This is a genomic window from Pseudarthrobacter sp. BRE9, assembly GCF_031844305.1.
GTDB lineage: Bacteria > Actinomycetota > Actinomycetes > Actinomycetales > Micrococcaceae > Arthrobacter.
In genome coordinates this window covers 247008-265778 of sequence record NZ_JAUZUY010000001.1, presented here as the reverse complement: position 1 = coordinate 265778, position 18771 = coordinate 247008, and the positions used below count along the sequence as shown (strand labels likewise).

Genomic DNA, 18771 nt, shown 5'->3' with positions numbered 1-18771 from the left:
CAGGTCCGGTGTACCCAGGGGGAGAACGGTATGGTTCCTGATTCAAGTGCCACTGCAGCACGGCTCAAGCGTCCATCGTGGAAGGACCCGCGGCTGCTGGTGGGTGTTCTCCTGGTCCTGGTGTCCGTTGCCGGAGTCATCTTTCTTGTCGGAAGTGCGGACCGTACCACCGAGGTCTATGCCGCGCGGGAGGGCATCGCTGTGGGTGAGCGGCTGACGCCGGAGAACGTGGTCCGCGCCAAGGTCCGGCTGGGCGATACCGAGCAGCATTACATCACCGTCGAGGCCGGCCTGCCCCAGGACGTTGTCGCCATGCAAAGGATCGCGAAGGACCAGTTGGTCCCCAGGGCAAGCCTTGGCGAGGTGGACCGGCTGGACCGGAAGCCCGTTGCCCTCAGCATCGAGCAGACCTTGCCCTCGCAGGCAGTTGCCGGTGCCCGGGTGGACGTCTGGATAGCACAGCCGGATGCGAAGAACGGATTCAGCGAGCCCCGGCTGATCCTGCCCGGAGCGGAAATAGCAGAGGTCGCTACGGGGTCCACCGCCCTGGGATCGTCAAAGACCACCGTGCTGATGGTCCTGGTGGAGGACAGGCAAATGCCTGCATTGCTGGGCGCGCAGGCAAACGAGGCAAAGATATCCGTGGTGTGGAACCCGGGTGGCGCGCGGTGAGCATTCCCGTTGTCACCGTGGGCCAGAGCCGCGAAGACCTGGTCGGCGGTCTCGAAAGACTTCACGGCCCGGTCACGGTGGTTCGAAGATGCGCCGAACTTGCCGAGCTGCTCGCGGCCTGCCAGAGCGGATTGGCAAGGGCGGCCGTGGTGGCCGAGGGGTCCGAGGGGCTGACCGCTTCCCTGGTCGATCGCCTTGGAGCTGTTGGCGTGGCAATCATCGCGCTGACCGATAACGCGGAGGAGGCGGCCAGGCTCCGCACGATAGGTGTCGCCTCGGCGCTGACAGGGGTTGAGTCCGGGGAGCTTTCGGACCGGATCGCCGATGCCGTCGCCCAGCTGACCGGCGCGCAGCGTCCGGCCAGTCTCAGCGCCCCAGCCGATACCGGGGCTGCGCTGGCAACAGATCCCGTCATGCCTGAGCCGGAGACGGAGGGGCACGGGACCGGAAAGCTGATTGTTGTGTGGGGTCCGGCAGGATCCCCTGGACGGACCACAGTCGCGGCGAACATTGCAGGAGAGATGGCGGCCGACGGCCGGGCCGTCCTGCTGGTCGACGCCGACACGTACGGCGCCAGCGTGGCGGCAGTGCTGGGTCTCCTGGATGAGTCAGCCGGGCTTGCCCAGGCGTGCAGGCTTGCCGACCAGGGGTTGCTGGACGCGGACGCGCTGCGTAAGGTCGCCGCCACGGTCGCCACCAGATCCGGGACATTCCGCGTGCTGACTGGCATAACCAGGGCTGACCGATGGACCGAGCTCCGCGCACCTGCGCTGGCGGTGGTCCTGGAGCGGGCCCGGCAGATTGCCGATGTGGTTGTGGTGGACACCGGCTTTTGCCTTGAGGCGGATGAGGAACTGAGCTTTGACACCATGGCTCCACGACGAAACGCGGCGACACTGCGTCCGCTGGAACTTGCTGACACGGTCTTTGCCGTGGGAGCTGCTGATCCTGTGGGTGTGCCGAGGATGGTCCGCGCCCTCGCCGAGTTGGAAGGCGTAGTCCCGCAGGCAGCGCCCACCGTCGTCATGAACAAGGTGCGTTCCTCCTCCGTTGGACGGGCTCCGGAGCGCCAACTGCGGGACGCATGGGAAAGGTATGGTCCCGCCCCGGGGCTTAAGGCGTTCCTGCCTTACGACCCCGCAGCCGCCGACGCTGCCCTCCTGGCAGGATCGCTGCTGCTCGAAGCGTCCCCGGACTCGGCGCTCCGGCATGCCATCCGTGAACTGGTTTGTGCACCCGACCAGCGAAAACAGAAATCCTCTGTATTTTCTTCCACACCGCGGCGAAGGGCGAAGGACTAGGCTCGCCATAAGAGCTGCAAAGGTGCAGCGAATATCTCTGATGGAGGCGTTGTCGATGTCGTCTGGATCCAGTGTGGAGGACCAGCCCCTCTCCATGGAAGGCCTTGAAGGTTTCATGGGGGACTACTACCAGCACCTGGCCGAGGAGGATGCCCGGAGCTACTCCCGGGAAGTATTGGAGTCCCGGGCCACGGAGCACCGGCGGACAGCCTCCGTACGGCAGCCGGGGCAGGCAAAAATCTCGATCTTCGATGAAGAGGACAGCAGCGTCATCTTTGTCGTCACCGACGACATGCCGTTTCTGGTCGACTCCGTGAACTCAGAACTTGTCCGGCAGCATGCCGCCATCAAGCTTGTGGTCCACCCGCTCTTCGTAGCCACCAGGAACCGGGAAACCGGTGAACTGGTCAAGGTCAACAGGGTTCCCGCGCACTTGGGCATCTCAAGCGGGGACACCGCGGCAATGCCCAACCTCTCCCATCTGATTGCCCAGGGCGGGAATGCTTCGCACATGGAGTCGTGGATCGCCGTCGAAATCCAACGCGTCTCCGACGACGTGAAGGCGTCGCTGCTCGCCGGCCTGACCCGCGTTCTTAAGGACGTGCGGGCGGCCGTGGAGGACTGGCCCAAGATGCGCCAGAAGGCCCTGGAAATCGCCGAAAGCCTGGACCGGGTGGCGCATGCCGCGCAGATTGCCGAACTGCGGCAGGCCAAGGACCTGCTGCGGTGGCTTGATGACGGGAACTTCACCTTCCTGGGCTACCGCGAATACGACCTGCTCAACGTTGACGGCGAAGACGTCCTCGAACTGCGGGAAGACAGCGGACTCGGTCTTTTGCGCGCCGCCGCCGATTCCCCGCACATCCAGCACCTCACCGATACCGGGCGTAAGAAGGCGCGGGAAAAGCGTGCGCTCGTTATCACCAAGGCCAACTCACGCTCCACGGTCCACCGCTCGGCCTACCTCGATTACATCGGCATCAAGAGCTTCGACGCAGCCGGCAATGTCAACGGCGAGCGCCGCTTCATTGGACTCTTCGCGACCAGCGCCTACGCAGGCTCCGTCCGGGACATCCCCATCGTCCGGGAGAAGGTGGACGCCGTGCTGCAGAGCGCGGGCTTCCCGCCGGACTCGCACTCGGGCAAGGACCTCCTGGGAATCCTGGAAACCTACCCTCGCGACGAACTCTTCCAGATCGAAATTCCCGATCTCGCCGCCACTGCGCTGGGAATCCAGAAGCTGCAGGAGCGGCGGCGCACCCGCCTGTTCCTGAGGCCGGACATCTACGGCCGGTTCATGTCCGCCGTCGTCTACCTGCCCCGCGACCGCTACACCACCAACGTCAGGCTCCGGATCGAACAGGAGCTGCGCGAAACGTTCCAGGCCGTCTCGATCGACTACGAAGCCCGGATGACCGAGTCGGCCCTTGCGCGGCTGTTCTTCCGCATCCGGCTGCCCAAGGACGCTGACGTCAGCCACGTCAACAGCGAGGAGCTGGAGAAGCGGCTGGTCCGGGCCGCACGGTCATGGAGTGAAGGCATCGCGGAAGTCCTGCGCGAGGGGCGGGACCCAGCCGAAGCCAAAGAACTGGCCGCGATCTGGGCCGAAGCGTTCCCTGCCGGCTACCGCGTGGACTACGAAGTGGAGGACGCGCTTGAGGACATTGCGCGTTTCGAGAAGTACGGGGCCGCCGCCGAGCGCAGGACCGGTGAGCGGCAGGACCGTCCCGGCGTGCACGTGTACCTTCCAGAAGGCGCCGGCGCCACCCTGGAGGAGGATGCCAGGGTCAAGCTCTACATGCTGGAGCCCAAGAGCCTGAGCCAGATCCTGCCGTACTTCCACAACCTCGGACTCGAGGTCCTGGATGAACGCCCCTTCGAAATCGAAACAGCAGACCACCGTGACTTCTTCCTTTACGACCTGGGGTTGAAGTACCCGGCCGGCGTGGACCCCGTGTCCACCGGAGAGCTCCTTGCCGAATCCTTCGGCGCGGCCGTCACCGGCGCTGCCGAATCGGACAGTTTTGACCGGCTGGTGCTGAGGGAGGGCCTGCACTGGCGGCAGATCACGGTGCTGCGGGCCTATGCCCGCTACATGCGGCAGATGGGCAACAGCAGCTCCTTCGGCTTCATGGCCGACACGCTCCTTGCAAACCCGGACGTGACGAGGGGCCTCACAGCACTCTTTGCCGCCCGCTTTGATCCGGGCATGAGCGATGAAGACCGGTCCGAGGCACAGACGTCCGTGCGCGAAGATCTGGCAGCGTCCATCGAGAAGGTTGCAACGCTTGACGCCGACCGCGTGCTGCGCACTTTCGTCAACCTCATAGAGGCCACCCTTCGCACCAACTTCTACCAGGACAAGCAGCACCTGAGCTTCAAGCTGAATCCTGCACACATCGAGGGCCTGCCGTTTCCGCGGCCCATGTTCGAAATCTGGGTCTACTCCCCACGGGTTGAGGGTGTGCATCTTCGGTTCGGCAAGGTGGCCCGTGGCGGGCTGCGCTGGTCTGACCGGCGTGAGGATTTCCGGACAGAGGTCCTGGGCCTGGTGAAGGCGCAAACGGTGAAGAACGCCGTCATCGTACCGACCGGAGCGAAGGGCGGCTTCTTCGCCAAGAAGCTTCCCGATCCCTCCACGGACCGCGCCGCCTGGATGGCAGAAGGCGTCGAAAGCTACAAGACGTTCATCCGTGGACTGCTGGATCTTACTGACAACCTCCTTACTGAAGGCGGCCGCGAGCGGCTCGTGCCGCCGTCGAACGTTGTCAGGCACGACGACGACGACTCCTACCTTGTGGTCGCGGCGGACAAGGGAACGGCTACTTTTTCCGACATTGCCAACAGCCTCTCCGCGGAGTACGGCTTCTGGCTGGGCGACGCGTTCGCTTCCGGCGGCTCCGTGGGTTACGACCACAAGGCCATGGGCATCACGGCGCGGGGCGCCTGGGAATCGGTCAAGCGGCACTTCAGCGAGCTGGACCTGGATACCCAGACTGAGCCGTTCACAGTGGTGGGTGTGGGCGACATGTCCGGCGACGTGTTCGGCAACGGGATGCTTCTGTCCGGGCACATCCGACTGCTCGCCGCATTCGACCACCGGCACATCTTCCTGGACCCCAACCCCGACGAGGAATCCTCGTTTGCAGAGCGGCAGAGGCTGTTTGAGCTGCCCCGGTCCTCGTGGGACGACTACAACAAGTCCCTGATCAGCGAAGGCGGCGGGGTCTTCGCCCGGCAGGCCAAATCCATCCCGGTGTCCCCTCAGGTGCAGGCCGCGCTGGGGCTTCCGGCGGACACCACCGAACTCAGTCCTCCGGAGCTGCTGCGTGCCATCCTGCTGGCACCTGCAGACCTTCTCTACAACGGCGGGATCGGGACCTACGTCAAGGCCAGCTCAGAGTCCAATGCATCCGTGGGCGACAAGGCCAATGATGCGATCCGCGTCGACGGCCGGGACCTGCGCGTCAAGGTGGTGGGCGAAGGCGGAAACCTGGGCATGACCCAGCGCGGACGTATCGAGGCAGCCTTGCAGGGCGTCATTCTCAACACGGACGCCATCGACAACTCCGCCGGTGTGGACTGCTCGGACCACGAAGTGAACATTAAAATCTTCGTTGACCGGATGGTGGCCGCGGGCAAGCTGCAGGCCGGGGAACGGGCCGACTTCCTCGCCTCCATGACCGATGAGGTGGGCCGACTGGTCCTGGAAGACAATATCGACCAGAACATCCTGCTGCTCAACGACCGGACCAGGGTGGCGGAGTGGAGCCCGAGCTATGAGCGGCTCATGGACTGGCTGGAGAAGAGCGCCGACCTGAACCGGGAGCTGGAGGCGTTGCCCACCACGGCAACACTGCGGGAGCGGCTGCAGCAGGGGCAGGGCCTGACATCTCCTGAGCTCTCGGTGCTGGCCGCCTACGCCAAGATCGAGCTGGCATCGGCGCTGCGCGATAGCGACCTTGCCGATGACCCATGGTTCCGGCAGACGCTGCGTTCCTACTTCCCGCATCAGCTGCGTGAACGCTTTGACGCCGAGCTGGACACACACCCCCTGCGCCGCGAAATCATCGCCACGGTAGTGGCCAACGACATGATCAACCTCGGCGGGATCACGTTCGCCTTCCGCGTCATGGAGGAAACGTCCGCCAGCGAAGTGGCTGTCGCCAAGGCTTTCGTTGCGCTGCGCGAGGTGTACGAACTGGATGCGATGGTGGCCGAGCTGAACAGCCTGCCTGCCTCGTTCCCCACGGAGCACTGGAGCACCGTCCACCTGGACATCCGCCGGCTTTTGGACCGGGCGGTTCGGTGGCTGCTGAGCCAGGAGAGCGTTTCACGTCCCATCGCCGACGTGGTGGCCGAGTTCAAGCCGCTCATGGACCCGATGCGGGCCCGGCTGCTGGACTACCTGCGCGGCGACGACCGCGAGCGGGTGGCGGAGTGGCTGGCGAGGGGCCGCGAATGGCAACTGCCCGAAGGCCTTGCCCTGCGCTGGGCCGAACTGTTCGAGAGTTTCGTGCTTTTGGACATCGCGAAGATCGCCCGGACCCGGAAAGACCCGGTGGAGCAGATCGCAGCCGTCTACTACACGGTGTTTAACCGCTTCCATGCCGACTCGCTGCTGGAGCGGATCAGCAGCCTGCCGCGGCAGGACCGGTGGCAGGCACTTGCCCGGGCGGCCCTGCGCGACGACCTGTACTCAACGGTGTCGGACATGACGACGGCGGTGCTGGACGCCACGCCTGGCACCGACTCACCCGATGCGCGGCTCAAGGGCTGGGAAGCACAAAATGCCGAACAGTTGGGCAGGGCAAAGAGCATGTTCGACGAGGTGAACGCGCTGGAAGCCGACGACATGGCTTCACTGTCGGTAGCATTGAGGCTCTTGAGGTCAATCGTCCGACGCTAGCAATCCGGCGTCGCAAATGGAGGTGCAGTGGCAATCTTTACGGACCCCATCAGGGAGCATGCTGATTTTGGGCCGGGCGATGCCGAATGGCTGCACCTCCTGGTGGGGGACTGGCAGATGGTCGCGGACCTGGCGTTCGCGGACCTGGCTCTCTGGTTCCCCCACCCGGAGCTTGGCTATATCGCCCTGGCGCACGTGCGGCCTTCCACCACGCACACGGCGTTCCACAGCGACTTTGTGGGTGAGGGGATCCGGTCCGACCTGCAGCCGCTCGTGGACAAGGCGTGGAACTCCCGGTCCATTGAGCGGTCCAGCGAGACGAACTGGAACAGCGAGATGGCGCTGCGGGTGGAAGCCGTCCCCATGGTGCGCAACGGCCGGACCCTTGCCGTGGTTACTACCCACATGGACCTCTCCAGCTCCCGGATGCCGTCGCGGCTGGAGTTGACCTACCGCCAGTGCGCCTATGACCTCCTGAGGATGGGCACGCTGGGGTTGTGGCCGGACTTTGCTTCGCCTACCGGATCCCGCCGGGGCGCCCCCCGCGTGGGGGACGGCCTCATCCGGCTGGATGCTGATGGCATCGTGCAGTATGCCAGTCCCAACGGCGTTTCGGCTTTCCGGCGCCTGGGTGACGGCGAATCACTGGAAGGCCGCTCGCTCGCCGAAGTCACCGCCGGCCTGCTCAAGGACCGGCGGATGGTCGACGAGACCCTTCCGCTGGTAGTTACCGGACGCATGCCGTGGCGCAGTGAGATCGAGTCCCGTGGGGTCAGCCTGTCGCTGCGGGCCATCCCGCTGCGGGACGAACAGCAGCGGTTCGGTGCCCTGGTCCTCTGCCGTGACGTCTCCGAGCTGCGCCGGCGCGAGATGGAACTGGTGACAAAGGACGCCACCATCCGGGAGATCCACCACCGGGTCAAGAACAATCTCCAGACTGTGGCCGCGCTCCTGCGGATGCAGTCCAGGCGCATGGTCAGCGACGAGGCAAAGCAGGGCCTGGAGCAGGCGATGCGGCGCGTGGCCACGATCGCACTGGTTCACGAAACCTTGTCGCAGGGCCTGACGCAGAGCGTTGATTTCGACGAACTGATCGGGCGCCAGTTCCGGCTGTCCGCTGAAGTGGCTTCCCCCTCCCAGCAGGTCAGGACGGAACGCTCAGGTACATTCGGCGAGCTCCCCAGTGACCTCGCCACCCCGCTGGCCCTCGTCATCAACGAGTTGGTCACCAACGCCGTGGAACATGGCCTTGAGGGAAGGGCGGGAACAGTATGGCTCGTTGCCGACCGGTCCGAAGGGGACGACGGCGAAGAGCTGACCGTGACCATTGCCGACGACGGCGTGGGGCTTCCACAGACTCCGCACGTTGAGGGGCTCGGACTTCAGATCGTGCGGACGCTTGTCACCAGCGAGCTGGGCGGGACCATCACTTGGGAGCGCCGCGATGGCGGTGGGACCGAGGTTAAAATCCGGCTCAGCCTGGCCGGTAAGTAGGAGGCACCCGGCGGGCCGCGGACCCGCCCCGCCGGACCACAGAGTAAAACAGACAAAGGCCCCTGGACGATCCAACGTGGATTGTCCAGGGGCCTCTGTCTTGTGCTTGCTTCGACCTGTGCTTGCGGCCGGGCGGTGCCAGGTGCTCCTAGGAGGCGCGGCGTGCGCGGGCGGCGCGACGTTTCAGTGCACGGCGCTCGTCTTCGCTCATGCCACCCCAGACGCCGGCGTCCTGGCCGGACTCGAGGGCCCACTGGAGGCAGGTGTCCACGACGGGGCAGCGGCGGCAGACGCTCTTGGCTTCCTCAATCTGCAGGAGGGCCGGTCCTGTATTCCCGACAGGGAAGAACAGTTCCGGGTCCTTGTCGAGGCACGCTGCGCGGTTACGCCAATCCATGCTGATCAGTTGCTCCATTTCTGGGAAAAGCCTTTGTGAAATTATTCACTAGTGGCTACAAAGGAAAGGGGCCCTCTGGGGCCCCCTTGGTCATCTGCATCAAGCCTGTCATGTTAACGCGGTGTAAACAAGAGGTAATAACGCTTGATATCCGTCGAAAGCTGAGCGATGCGTCACAGTGGCGGCTCCCGCCCTCACCAGTGTTCGACTATGTCCGGTAGGGTGCCAGTGTGTCAAGACCCCCGGTAAACCCAGCAGGTGCCCCCTCTTCTCCTGATGAGCCGCGCAACAGCGCTGACCACTCCACTGATGGTCGTCCGGCAACCGTCCCGGCCGCGGCCAGGGTGGTGGCCTTTGTAGCTGCTGCAGAGGCGACCGCCCTCCTGGTAGCGGCCGCGTGGTACGCCTGTGAGTTGCTCAGTGGGAGCCCTGCGCTGTCGTTCTGGGGTGCCGTCTTCACCTTGGGGCTCCTGCTGGCCTTTTCCGCCTGGTTGTTTGCTGTGTCCGTCTTTCTTTATCGGGGTTACCGGTGGACCCGGGCGGCAGCCCTGGTGGCACAATTGTTCGTCCTGACCATAGGCGTACCTGCCATAACCAGCGGGTTGGTTCTTGCCGGGCTGGCCATGGTGATCCCCGCTGTCATCGCCATCGTTCTCCTATTCTCCAACAAGGTCATCAACCATGCCGCCCGGACGGGAAGCGCACCCCCCGCACTTTGACCTGCTGCCGATGCTTTGCCGAGCCCTGGCATGGGTTGGACGCGGACCGGAATGCTTATCCTGATGCCCCTGCCCAGGCCACCTGAAGCGGAGAGGACCGGCCGCCTGAAATGAGGACACCACGTCCCGGCGGGGCATTGGCCTCAACTTCAAACCTGACCCCAAACAGATCACCGTCAGCCATCGACCGTGGGCCCAGCAGAAGTCCGACGCCGGCCGCCCGTGCGTTCATGACCAGCGGAACGCGTTGGAAAAGCATCGGGCTGTAAGCAGAAGTGACCACCAGGGAGTAGCCCAAAGCATTCAACTGCTCCAGGGCCCTTACTGCCGGCGGGGCAAGCAAATCGACGTCGTCAACCAGCAGCACGGTCTCCCGTGGCAGGCCACCGCCCTCCGCCTGTCCCAGCACGTCCTTCCAGAAATCTCCCGCGTCGTCTGGCGGCACCGGTGATGTGCACCACTGCTGTGCCGGATTGAGGGCCGCCAGCGCGAGCAGGGTATTGCTTTTGCCGCTTCCCGGGTTGCCGAGAATAGCCGTAACACCACTGCCGGGGATCCGCAGGGACACTGGAGCGGGCTCGTCGCCGGTGACGCCCAGGAAGACGTCGCGCCGGCGGCGGGGTTCCGAAGGTTCGAAACGGCGTGTCCCGCCCAATGCCTCCTGACCTGGATGCGCCCGGCCCGCTGACTGGTGTATTCCGGCCGACGCCAGGAACGCTGCGACCTGCCCTACAGCTATTTTCAGGGGTAGAGGTTCAACCCGGAATGGAGGTGATACAGGTGGCGGATATCCGGCGCTGCTTCCCCCTTCTCCCGTTTCCGTGGCGGGGTTGCGGTAGAACTGGCAGGCAACGGGGCCGCCTCCGGAGACAGGGCCGAAGGCTGCCGCCCTGCCCCTGACGGCGGGGATGGCAGGCATCCGCGGCCACATTGCCCGGCTCTCCTCGCTGGAACCGGCTGGAAAGAAGAAACGGTTGGGAAGCGCGCCAAAGAACCTGGCGGTGACAAGCTCACGCTCCCCATGGACCAGGAGCGTAATGCCTGCCCTGGCGCCATCGCGGACGAGGTCCTGAACCAGATCCTCAGCCCAGGCCAAGGGTCCGGACCGGAATGCAGAAACCCAGGATCCCCAGCCGACGAGCACGAGGACGAGCGGTACCTGCTTGGAGGCTGGTTGGCTCAGCCGCTGCCCCAGCTCACGGACAAGCCGCTCAAGGATGCGCACGCCACGCCGCAGGTCGTGCAGGGCGGCGTGTGCGCCCACCCGGCCTTCACCTGCCAACGGCCAGAGACTCCCCGGTGCGTCGAGGATATAGAGATGGGCCTCGTCAGCACCGGCCATAAGCTTATGGACGGCCAATTCCAAGGCCGATCCGGCCCCGGATGCAGGACTGCCAATGAAGGCTGCGTGGCCGTGGCTGGCAGGGCTCCATACAAGGGGCTCCAGCTTTTGCTTCTCGGGCACGTCCATCAGGCCTAGGCGCACCTGGCCCGCCAACGTCCCTGGTTCCAGGGGCGGGGGTCCAGGGCTTCCTGACTCCCGGGTTGCAGGGCCGGCAGCCGGTTCTTCAAGCTGGTCCGGCAGGGGAGGAGCGACAGGCCTTCTCGGGACCGGCTTCTGCTGCGCTGTGCACAGTCTCCTCACCAGGGCTGCCAGCGGTTCCACTGCCTGCGCGGGGGTGAGTGGTGAGGCTCGACCCACCCCTGGCTCGGCTGCCTGGCGGACAAGATATTCCTTTGTCCGGTGGACAGTGAGGGCGCTTGGTCCTTTGCCTTCGGAAACGGACGACAGGGACGCCGCCTGGAACTCCTCGGCCGCCTCCGTCCCGCGCGCCAGGAAGGCGCGGCCGGGAGTGTCAACACTGATGGCCGCGGCGTCCTTGGAATTGACGATATCCACGGATTCCATGTCGGATTGCACGCGAAGGGCGATGCTCGTGGTCACGTTGGCGCGGATGTCAGCCGTCAGTGCTCCCTGCGGCCTCTGAGTCGCCATGATCAGGTGAATGCCCAGCGACCGGCCGATCGATGCTATCCGCAGCAGCTCACGGAGCACCTCCGGCGCATCGTCAACCAGCATCCTGAACTCATCGATCACAATGACCAGATGTGGGAGGACAAAATCCTCGGCTGCCGTGGTGGAGCGGTAAGTCGAGAGGTCAGGGACGTGGGCCGCGGCGAGGCAACGCTCCCGGAGCTGCACTTCGGCCCGAAGCGACGTCAGCGTACGCTCCATTTCAGCGGGGGAAAGATCCGTCTGCACTCCCACGCAATGAACAAGGTCGCTGAGAGGACCAAGACCTGAGCCGCCCTTGAAATCGATGAAGAAGAAGTTGACGCGGTCCGGCGGGTAAGTCAGGGCGAGCGCCAGGGTCAAGCTCCGGAGCAGTTCCGACTTCCCTGAGCCTGTCGTGCCCGCCACCAGGAGGTGGGGGCCGTCGGCGAGGAGGTCCAAAGTCTTCGTTCCTGACGTGCTGAGGCCCACGGGTACGGGCAGCCCCTCGTTCCGCGTGCTGGAGAGCCAGCGGTCAGCGGTAGCGGTGAGCGTCAGGGGCAGGACTTGGTCAAGGCTGCACGAAGCGGGAACGGTCCGTACCTGTTCCATGTCCCGGCGCCTGGCGCCTGCGTGATGCCGGCAGAACCTGCCGAATACTTCGTTCGGCACCAGATCCGGGACAAACACAGTCTCGCGGTGGTCCTGCACCAGAGTTGATCTGCGCTCGGAAAGAAAGATGTCAGGAGCAGGCCATTCCCCGTCTTGAGGGAGGAAGTGAAGAACCTGCCACCCCTGCTGGAGTGCTGCTTCACGCACCGAGTGTTCGGCCGCGGCTGTGGAGTTGTCGCCATGAATCAACAGGACTGCGCGCTCGCAGCCCAGTTGATTCGTGCCGGCCACGAGATTGAGGGCGGCATCCAGCGTTGCAGTGAGCGTCACTCTGTGCAGAAAGCGGGCGGCAAGGGGGAGGGCTCCTGGCCGCCCATGAACGACGACTCGAACCGCGCCCGCGCGCGGATATCCCGCCAGTTGCATGAGAACGGATCGGATGGCGCCATCGACGGCAAACCGGGTGCCGCCCAGGGTGGTGAGCGGGCGGCCCGGATCGAGCACGATGGGGACGGTTCCTGCCGATGGGATCCTCCCAGCAGCACCGCCCGGTTCAATCCTGATATTGGCCGGCCGCTCTCCTTGGCCCAGCCGCAACCACACCCCGTCGCCAGAGGAGCTCGCACTGGTCGTCCCTTCAGCTTTCTGGGCTGCCAAGGCGACGATGGACAGCGGAGGGGCGCACCGCCGTCGGCGTTCCCTGTCTTCCTCAACAGCCAACTTCAGAGCGGCGGACAGGGCCCGTCTCTGCCGCCGTCCGCTGGCAGCGGGCACCAGGGCCGAAAACACGGAAGCGGCGGAAAATGCAAGGAACATCCACATTCCTGTGAGAACGGCCAGCAGTACCCCCAACGACAGTGGGAGAACCGCGGTCAGAACGATCAGAGCGCGGTTTCCTGTATCAACGCGCCCGGGCACCACAATCGGTTCAGCCACCGACATTCCGGCATCCGCCAGGATCTTCCCCGGCACATCTGCAAATACCAGCAACAAGTTCGACTGCCCGCACATAATGGTTGAGTCCGTTGAGACAACGGCGCTCCGCACTCTTTCACCGTCAACGTACGTGCCGTTGGCACTGTCCAGGTCAAACAACATAATTTTCGTGTCAGTGACCACAAGACGTGCGTGTTCGCGGGACAGCTCCGGGTCAGGGATGACAATTCGTGTGCCGCTTCGGCCGATGGTGTAGCTGCCGCGCCGTAACGGCACGACAGTTCCAGCTGCTGCTCCGCTGTCGACGGCGAGGACCAGGGGAGGGGCGGCATCAGCAATTGGCTGGCGCCGGGGCCGCCGAGCCGAAGGGGCGGGGCCGCCGTCGACAAGGACCGCCGCCTCAACGAGCGGCGGCACGCCGAGGACCAGGGAGCACAGATCCTTCCCGTCCACAGTGACGGCGCCTGTACCGAACTTGTGGACCAACTGCTGATGGAGGACCTGGCCTGCCGTGCCGGCGGGAGCATCTATGGACAGTTCCACGGGTGGCTGGGGACGTGCTGATCCCGGGCCGCCAACCAGTGTGCAGTTAAGCGTCATGGGTTGTTGATCCTTCGTGCATGTATCCAGACGCTAGCCACAGCAGGCAGCGCAGCACACACGCCTGGGCACCTATGTGGATAACGGCTGGCGGGAAAGCATGGATCCTCAGCCCGCTCCACACCAACCCGTGTGCCGGGTCACAGCGGGGATGCGGATTCGACGGTCGCTGTAGTCACTCGGGTAGGCTAGAGCAGCAGACAATGCGCACCATTGCGCTGCCCGCTTTCGAACCAGGAGATTTTGTGACCGCTGACCTCGTCATCGTAGGGTCCGGCTTTTTTGGCCTGACAATTGCAGAACAGGCCGCCACTGAGCTCGGCTTGAAGGTCGTCGTCATCGACCGTCGCCACCACATCGGCGGAAACGCGTACAGCGAAAAGGAAGAGCAGACCGGGATCGAGATTCACCGGTATGGCGCCCACCTTTTCCATACCTCGAACGAGAGGGTGTGGGAGTACGTTAACAGGTTTACTACTTTCACGAACTATGTGCACAAGGTCTACGGCGTTCACAAGGGCGAGGTCTATTCGCTGCCTATCAACCTGGCGACAATTAACCAGTTCTTCCGGGCAAACCTCACCCCCGGCCAGGCAAGGGAACTTATCCAGGAGCAGGCCGGGGAACTGGCGGGAACCGACCCGCAAAACCTGAACGACAAGGGCATCCAGTTGATTGGCCGCCCCTTGTACGAAGCGTTCATCAAGCACTACACCGGCAAGCAGTGGCAGACGGATCCCAAGGACCTGCCGGCAGGCATCATTTCCCGGCTGCCGGTGCGCTATAACTATGACAACCGGTACTTCAACGACAAGTACGAGGGCCTGCCCACGAACGGTTACACCGCGTGGATCGAAAAGATGGCGGAGCACCCGAATATCGAGGTGCGCCTGAACACGGACTTCTTTGACGAGTCACAGGAGTACAGCAAGAACAAGGTTGTGGGCAACATTCCCGTTGTCTACACCGGGCCTGTGGACCGCTACTTCGATTACACGGAGGGCGACCTCTCCTGGCGCACCATCGACTTCGAGGAAGAAGTTCTGGACATGGAGGACTTCCAGGGCACTTCAGTGGTCAATTACAACGACGACGATGTTCCCTACACCCGCGTTATCGAACCCCGCCACTTCCACCCGGAGCGCAACTACCAGACGGAAAAGACGGTCATTATGCGGGAATTCTCGCGTTTTGCCGAAAAGGGCGATGAGCCTTACTACCCGGTGAACACCTCTGCTGACAGGGAGCGCCTGCTCAAGTACCGCGACCTCGCTGCAGCTGAGAAGGACGTCCTGTTCGGCGGCCGGCTGGGCACCTACAAATACCTGGACATGCACATGGCGATTGGAGCCGCGCTTAGCATGTTCGACAACAAGATCTGGCCGCACTTCGAGAGCGGCGTGAAGCTCGAGAGCGGGGGAGTCGACGCATGAGCGCCCCCGCCGACAGCAAGGCACAGAGCACATTGAAGCCTGAAGTGAGCGAAAGCCAAGAGGGGTGGCAAACGCTTCAACGTGTCATTTTGCCCAGCATCAGCCAGATGGACACGGCGCCCCTGTACATGGACATGGGCACAGCCACGGGCATTCAACTCCCCACAATTGGGGACGCGGACGGTAAGACTGCCAAACCTCGGACCATCAGCGGTCCGACAAAAGAAGCGCACGTTGAAGACTTCCTCTCCCGCCGTTCCACATCCGTGCGGTCGGGCGAACGAGTGTCCTTTGGGACCTACTTCAATGCGTTTCCGGCCAGCTACTGGCGCCGGTGGACAAAAGTTGACAAGGTCCGGCTGCAGGTAAGGACACAGGGCACCGGCTCCGTGATCGTTTACAAATCGAACGCCCGCGGGTCGCTGCAGAGGGTCGACACCCGCCGCGTCGAGGGTATCTCGGAAAGCCTGTTTGAACTGACCCTGGCCCCCTTTGGTGACGGTGGGTGGTACTGGTTTGACCTGCTGGCCGGAACGGAGCCGCTGATCATGCTGGACGCCGAGTGGCAGGGCCCTGCTGTCGAGACCAGTACCGGATCGGTGACCCTCCAGATCACCACCCTCAACAAGACGGACTTTTGCCTTAATAACCTCCGACTGCTGGCGGACAGCGCCGAGGCACTGGCCCATGTGCAGGAGATCCTCATCGTTGACCAGGGCACGCAGAAACTCTCGGATGCTGCTGGTTTTGATGAGGTAAAGGAGTCATTGAACGGCAAACTCCGCATCATCAACCAATCCAACCTTGGTGGTTCCGGCGGATTCGCACGCGGCATGTTTGAAGCTGTTGAGAACGGCAGCGATTATGTTCTGCTCATGGACGACGACATCGTGGTGGAACCGGAAAGCATTATCCGGCTACTCACTTTTGCCGACCGGTGCAAGACCCCCACCCTCGTTGGCGGGCACATGTTCGATTTGTACAACCGGACTGTTTTACACACCTTTGGGGAAGTGGTTAACCCCTATCGTTTCCAGCCGGCGCTCCCCAGCGAGGATATGATACTGGGGCACGATTTCCTGTCGTCCAACCTCCGGCAGACGTCTTGGCTGCACCGGCGTTGCGACGTCGACTACAACGGCTGGTGGATGTGCCTGATTCCGAGCAAGGTAATCCGCGACATCGGGCTGTCGCTTCCCCTGTTCATTAAGTGGGACGACGCCGAATACGGCCTGCGGGCCAAGGCGCATGGCTACCCTACGGTTTCCCTGCCCGGGTCTGCCGTATGGCACGTTTCCTGGATCGATAAGGATGACCTGGTCGGATGGCAGGCGTACTTCCACTCCCGGAACCGGGTTGTGACGGCGTTGCTGCACAGCCCCTATGAGTTCGGCGGGGACGTTGTCAGAGCTTCACAGTACGGTGACGTCAAGCACATGGTCTCCATGCAGTATGCGACTGCTCAGGGCAGGCAATGGGCTTTGGAAGACGTCCTGAAGGGGCCGGAAGCCCTGCCTGACCTGTTGTCTACCAAGCTGCCGCAGATCCGCGAGATGATGTCCGCGCACTCTGATGCTGTGTTCCGGCCTGATCCTGAGGACTTTCCTGCTCCGAAGATGGACAAGCCACCGCGCCGGGGCCACGGGCCATCCCAGCCCTCGCGAATCACGCTGTTGCCGTGGGCTGCCAAGACGGTCGTCCGGCAGTTGCTCAAGCCGGTTAAAGGGACCAGCGCAGAGCGGCCGCAGACGACAGTGGCCCACCAGGACAACCGCTGGTGGCGCATGGCGCAGTATGACAGCGCCGTTGTTTCCAATGCTGAAGGAACAGGTGCTTCCTGGTATCGGCGTGACCCAAAGCAGTTGAGGAAGATGTTGGCTGAAAGTGCCCGCTTGCATTCTGCGCTGCTGAAGGAATGGCCGGCGCTCAGCAAGAAATACAAGGCGACGATGAACGATCTAACGTCGATTGAGTCGTGGAGGAAGACGTTCGAGCAGCACACGCAGAACGAGATCAAGTGAGCGTAATGTCACTGGGTGAGCTGACCACGCCTGGTTTGGGTGGTGGACTGCGGGACATCAAGCATTCAAGCTTCCTGCTCAAGTTGCTGGTCCGAAAAGAACTCAAAGTGCGGTACCGGGGTTCGGTGCTGGGTCTCCTATGGTCCTACGTAAAACCAGGTGTGCAATTCATCGTCTTCTACGTAGCCTTGGGTATTTTCCTTGGGTTGGAGCGGAGCGCCCGGAATCCGGACGGCTTAGCGAATTACGCCGTATACCTGTTTTCGGGCATCGTGCTGATCAATTTCTTTTCTGAAGCATTGGGCAACGCGGCAAGGTCCATCGTGATGAATGGGAACTTGATCAAGAAAATTTACCTTCCCCGTGAGCTATTTCCAGTAGCCTCCGTATGGGTCTCCGCAGTCCACTTCTTCCCGCAGCTTGTGGTTTTGGTCATTGGGTGTATTTTCGCCGGATGGCATCCGAACCTGGTTCAATTGCTGGCTGCAGTCGCTGGGTTTATCATCGTGGGCCTTCTCGCCACAGGGTTGGGCCTGATGTTTGGTGCCGCAAACGTCTATTTCCGTGATTCCGAGAACTTGGTGGACATGCTGTTGATGGTGGCGACGTGGGCTTCTCCCGTCATGTACGCCTGGTCCATGGTCGAGCAAAAGTTGGGCGCCGCAGCATTCGCCGTCTATCAGGCGAACCCAATCACCATCGGGGTGGAACTGTTCCACTATGCGTTTTGGTTCCCCACCACAGATGGGTCTGTAGCTATGCCACCCAATCTCTTCAACCTTTGGCTACCCGTGGGGCTCGGCGTCGCCGTATTCATCATTATTTTGGGTCAATACACGTTTCGGCGCCTTGAGGGCCGTTTCGCACAGGAGTTGTAACTGGTGGCAACGGCGATAGAAGTTTCCGGCATCAGCAAACAGTTTGTGCTGCGCCATACCCGGTCCCTCAAGGAGGCCGTCGTCTGGCTTGCCAAGGGGCGCAAAGGCGACCTCTCCGAGAAGTTCCACGCTTTGAAGAATGTTTCTGTTGAGGTCGAGGCCGGTGAAACCGTAGCGCTCCTGGGACTCAACGGGTCCGGTAAGTCGACTCTGTTGAAGCATATCTCCGGTGTGATGTTGCCCGATTCGGGAACGGTAAAGACACGCGGCCGGGTAGCCGGCCTCATCGAGGTGGGTGCTGGTTTTCATCCAGACCTGTCCGGACGGGACAACGTGTTCCTTAACGGGGCGATTCTGGGAATGACCGAGCAACAGATCAAGGACCGGTTCGACGATATCGTCGAATTCTCTGAGATCGGTCAATTCATTGATACAGAGGTCAAGTTTTACTCGTCCGGCATGTACCTGCGGCTCGCCTTCTCGGTTGCTGTGCATACAGACCCGGAAGTGTTCCTTATCGATGAGATCCTTGCCGTGGGGGATGAGCCTTTTCAGCGAAAATGCATTGACAAAATCCAGGAGCTGGCGCGGGACGGTAAGACACTGGTTGTAGTGAGCCACGATCTGGATCTCGTTTCCCGTATCTGCAAGAGGGGCGTTCTCCTCAAGCATGGAGAACTGATTTACGACGGCCCTATTCACGAGGCTGTCGGCCTGCTGCGTAGTTGACGCTAAGCAACCTTTTGTCGCGGCGTCCCTGCCTGGGCCGTCCATGACGTTTTCCACCAGACAGTCGCGGCATGGAC

The 18771-nt window shown here is 62.9% G+C and carries 11 protein-coding genes; 9 read left to right on the top strand and 2 right to left on the bottom strand.

Annotated features, from left to right (window positions below):
- Positions 1-30 precede the first annotated feature (30 nt).
- The 4 genes from Q9R31_RS01180 to Q9R31_RS01165 are packed head-to-tail and all read left to right on the top strand — an operon-like array spanning position 31 to position 8376.
- Positions 31-672, top strand: coding sequence for a hypothetical protein (locus Q9R31_RS01180; protein ID WP_311260944.1), 642 nt, complete (start codon positions 31-33; stop codon positions 670-672).
- Positions 669-1973: a P-loop NTPase gene (locus Q9R31_RS01175; protein WP_311260943.1), complete on the top strand. Its 1305-nt coding sequence runs from the start codon at positions 669-671 to the stop codon at positions 1971-1973. Before Q9R31_RS01180 ends, Q9R31_RS01175 begins: the two co-directional genes overlap by 4 nt.
- Before the next feature lie 55 nt (positions 1974-2028).
- Complete coding sequence (locus Q9R31_RS01170) at positions 2029-6882, top strand: NAD-glutamate dehydrogenase (protein WP_311260942.1); 4854 nt, start codon at positions 2029-2031, stop codon at positions 6880-6882.
- 27 nt (positions 6883-6909) lie between these two features.
- A complete protein-coding gene (locus tag Q9R31_RS01165) occupies positions 6910-8376 on the top strand; it encodes a PAS domain-containing sensor histidine kinase (RefSeq protein ID WP_311260941.1) in 1467 nt (488 codons plus the stop codon).
- Between the two features lie 148 nt (positions 8377-8524).
- On the opposite strand, the gene Q9R31_RS01160 is transcribed toward Q9R31_RS01165, so the two are convergent.
- Complete coding sequence (locus tag Q9R31_RS01160) at positions 8525-8773, bottom strand: WhiB family transcriptional regulator (protein ID WP_003804966.1); 249 nt, start codon at positions 8771-8773, stop codon at positions 8525-8527.
- Between the two features lie 230 nt (positions 8774-9003).
- On the opposite strand from Q9R31_RS01160, the gene Q9R31_RS01155 reads away from it, so the two are divergent.
- Entirely contained in the window at positions 9004-9492 is a 489-nt protein-coding gene (locus Q9R31_RS01155; RefSeq protein WP_397428181.1) for a hypothetical protein, read from the top strand.
- Positions 9493-9547: 55 nt separating this feature from the next.
- Here the strand turns inward: Q9R31_RS01155 and Q9R31_RS01150 are convergent, their stop codons facing one another.
- Positions 9548-13633 (bottom strand): FtsK/SpoIIIE domain-containing protein, encoded by a 4086-nt coding sequence (locus tag Q9R31_RS01150; RefSeq protein WP_311260940.1) that lies wholly within the window; start codon positions 13631-13633, stop codon positions 9548-9550.
- A gap of 245 nt (positions 13634-13878) precedes the next feature.
- Between Q9R31_RS01150 and glf the strand changes: the two genes are divergently transcribed.
- The 4 genes from glf to Q9R31_RS01130 are packed head-to-tail and all read left to right on the top strand — an operon-like array spanning position 13879 to position 18694.
- Positions 13879-15066, top strand: a complete 1188-nt coding sequence (gene glf, locus Q9R31_RS01145) for a UDP-galactopyranose mutase (RefSeq protein ID WP_311260939.1) — start codon at positions 13879-13881, stop codon at positions 15064-15066.
- Positions 15063-17087, top strand: coding sequence for a glycosyltransferase (locus Q9R31_RS01140; RefSeq protein ID WP_311260938.1), 2025 nt, complete (start codon positions 15063-15065; stop codon positions 17085-17087). Before glf ends, Q9R31_RS01140 begins: the two co-directional genes overlap by 4 nt.
- Entirely contained in the window at positions 17084-17965 is an 882-nt protein-coding gene (locus Q9R31_RS01135) for an ABC transporter permease (RefSeq protein ID WP_311260937.1), read from the top strand. The genes Q9R31_RS01140 and Q9R31_RS01135 overlap by 4 nt, the downstream gene beginning before the upstream one ends.
- A 3-nt stretch (positions 17966-17968) precedes the next feature.
- Entirely contained in the window at positions 17969-18694 is a 726-nt protein-coding gene (locus tag Q9R31_RS01130; protein WP_311260936.1) for an ABC transporter ATP-binding protein, read from the top strand.
- The last annotated feature ends 77 nt before the right edge of the window (positions 18695-18771 follow it).

Excerpts from the sequence above, each read along its gene's own strand:
- Q9R31_RS01180 (WP_311260944.1), top strand. The coding sequence starts at position 31 with ATGGTTCCTGATTCAAGTGCCACTGCAGCACGGCTCAAGCGTCCATCG.
- Q9R31_RS01170 (WP_311260942.1), top strand. The coding sequence starts at position 2,029 with ATGTCGTCTGGATCCAGTGTGGAGGACCAGCCCCTCTCCATGGAAGGC.
- Q9R31_RS01160 (WP_003804966.1), bottom strand. The coding sequence starts at position 8,773 with ATGGATTGGCGTAACCGCGCAGCGTGCCTCGACAAGGACCCGGAACTG.
- Q9R31_RS01150 (WP_311260940.1), bottom strand. The coding sequence starts at position 13,633 with ATGACGCTTAACTGCACACTGGTTGGCGGCCCGGGATCAGCACGTCCC.
- Q9R31_RS01140 (WP_311260938.1), top strand. The coding sequence starts at position 15,063 with ATGAGCGCCCCCGCCGACAGCAAGGCACAGAGCACATTGAAGCCTGAA.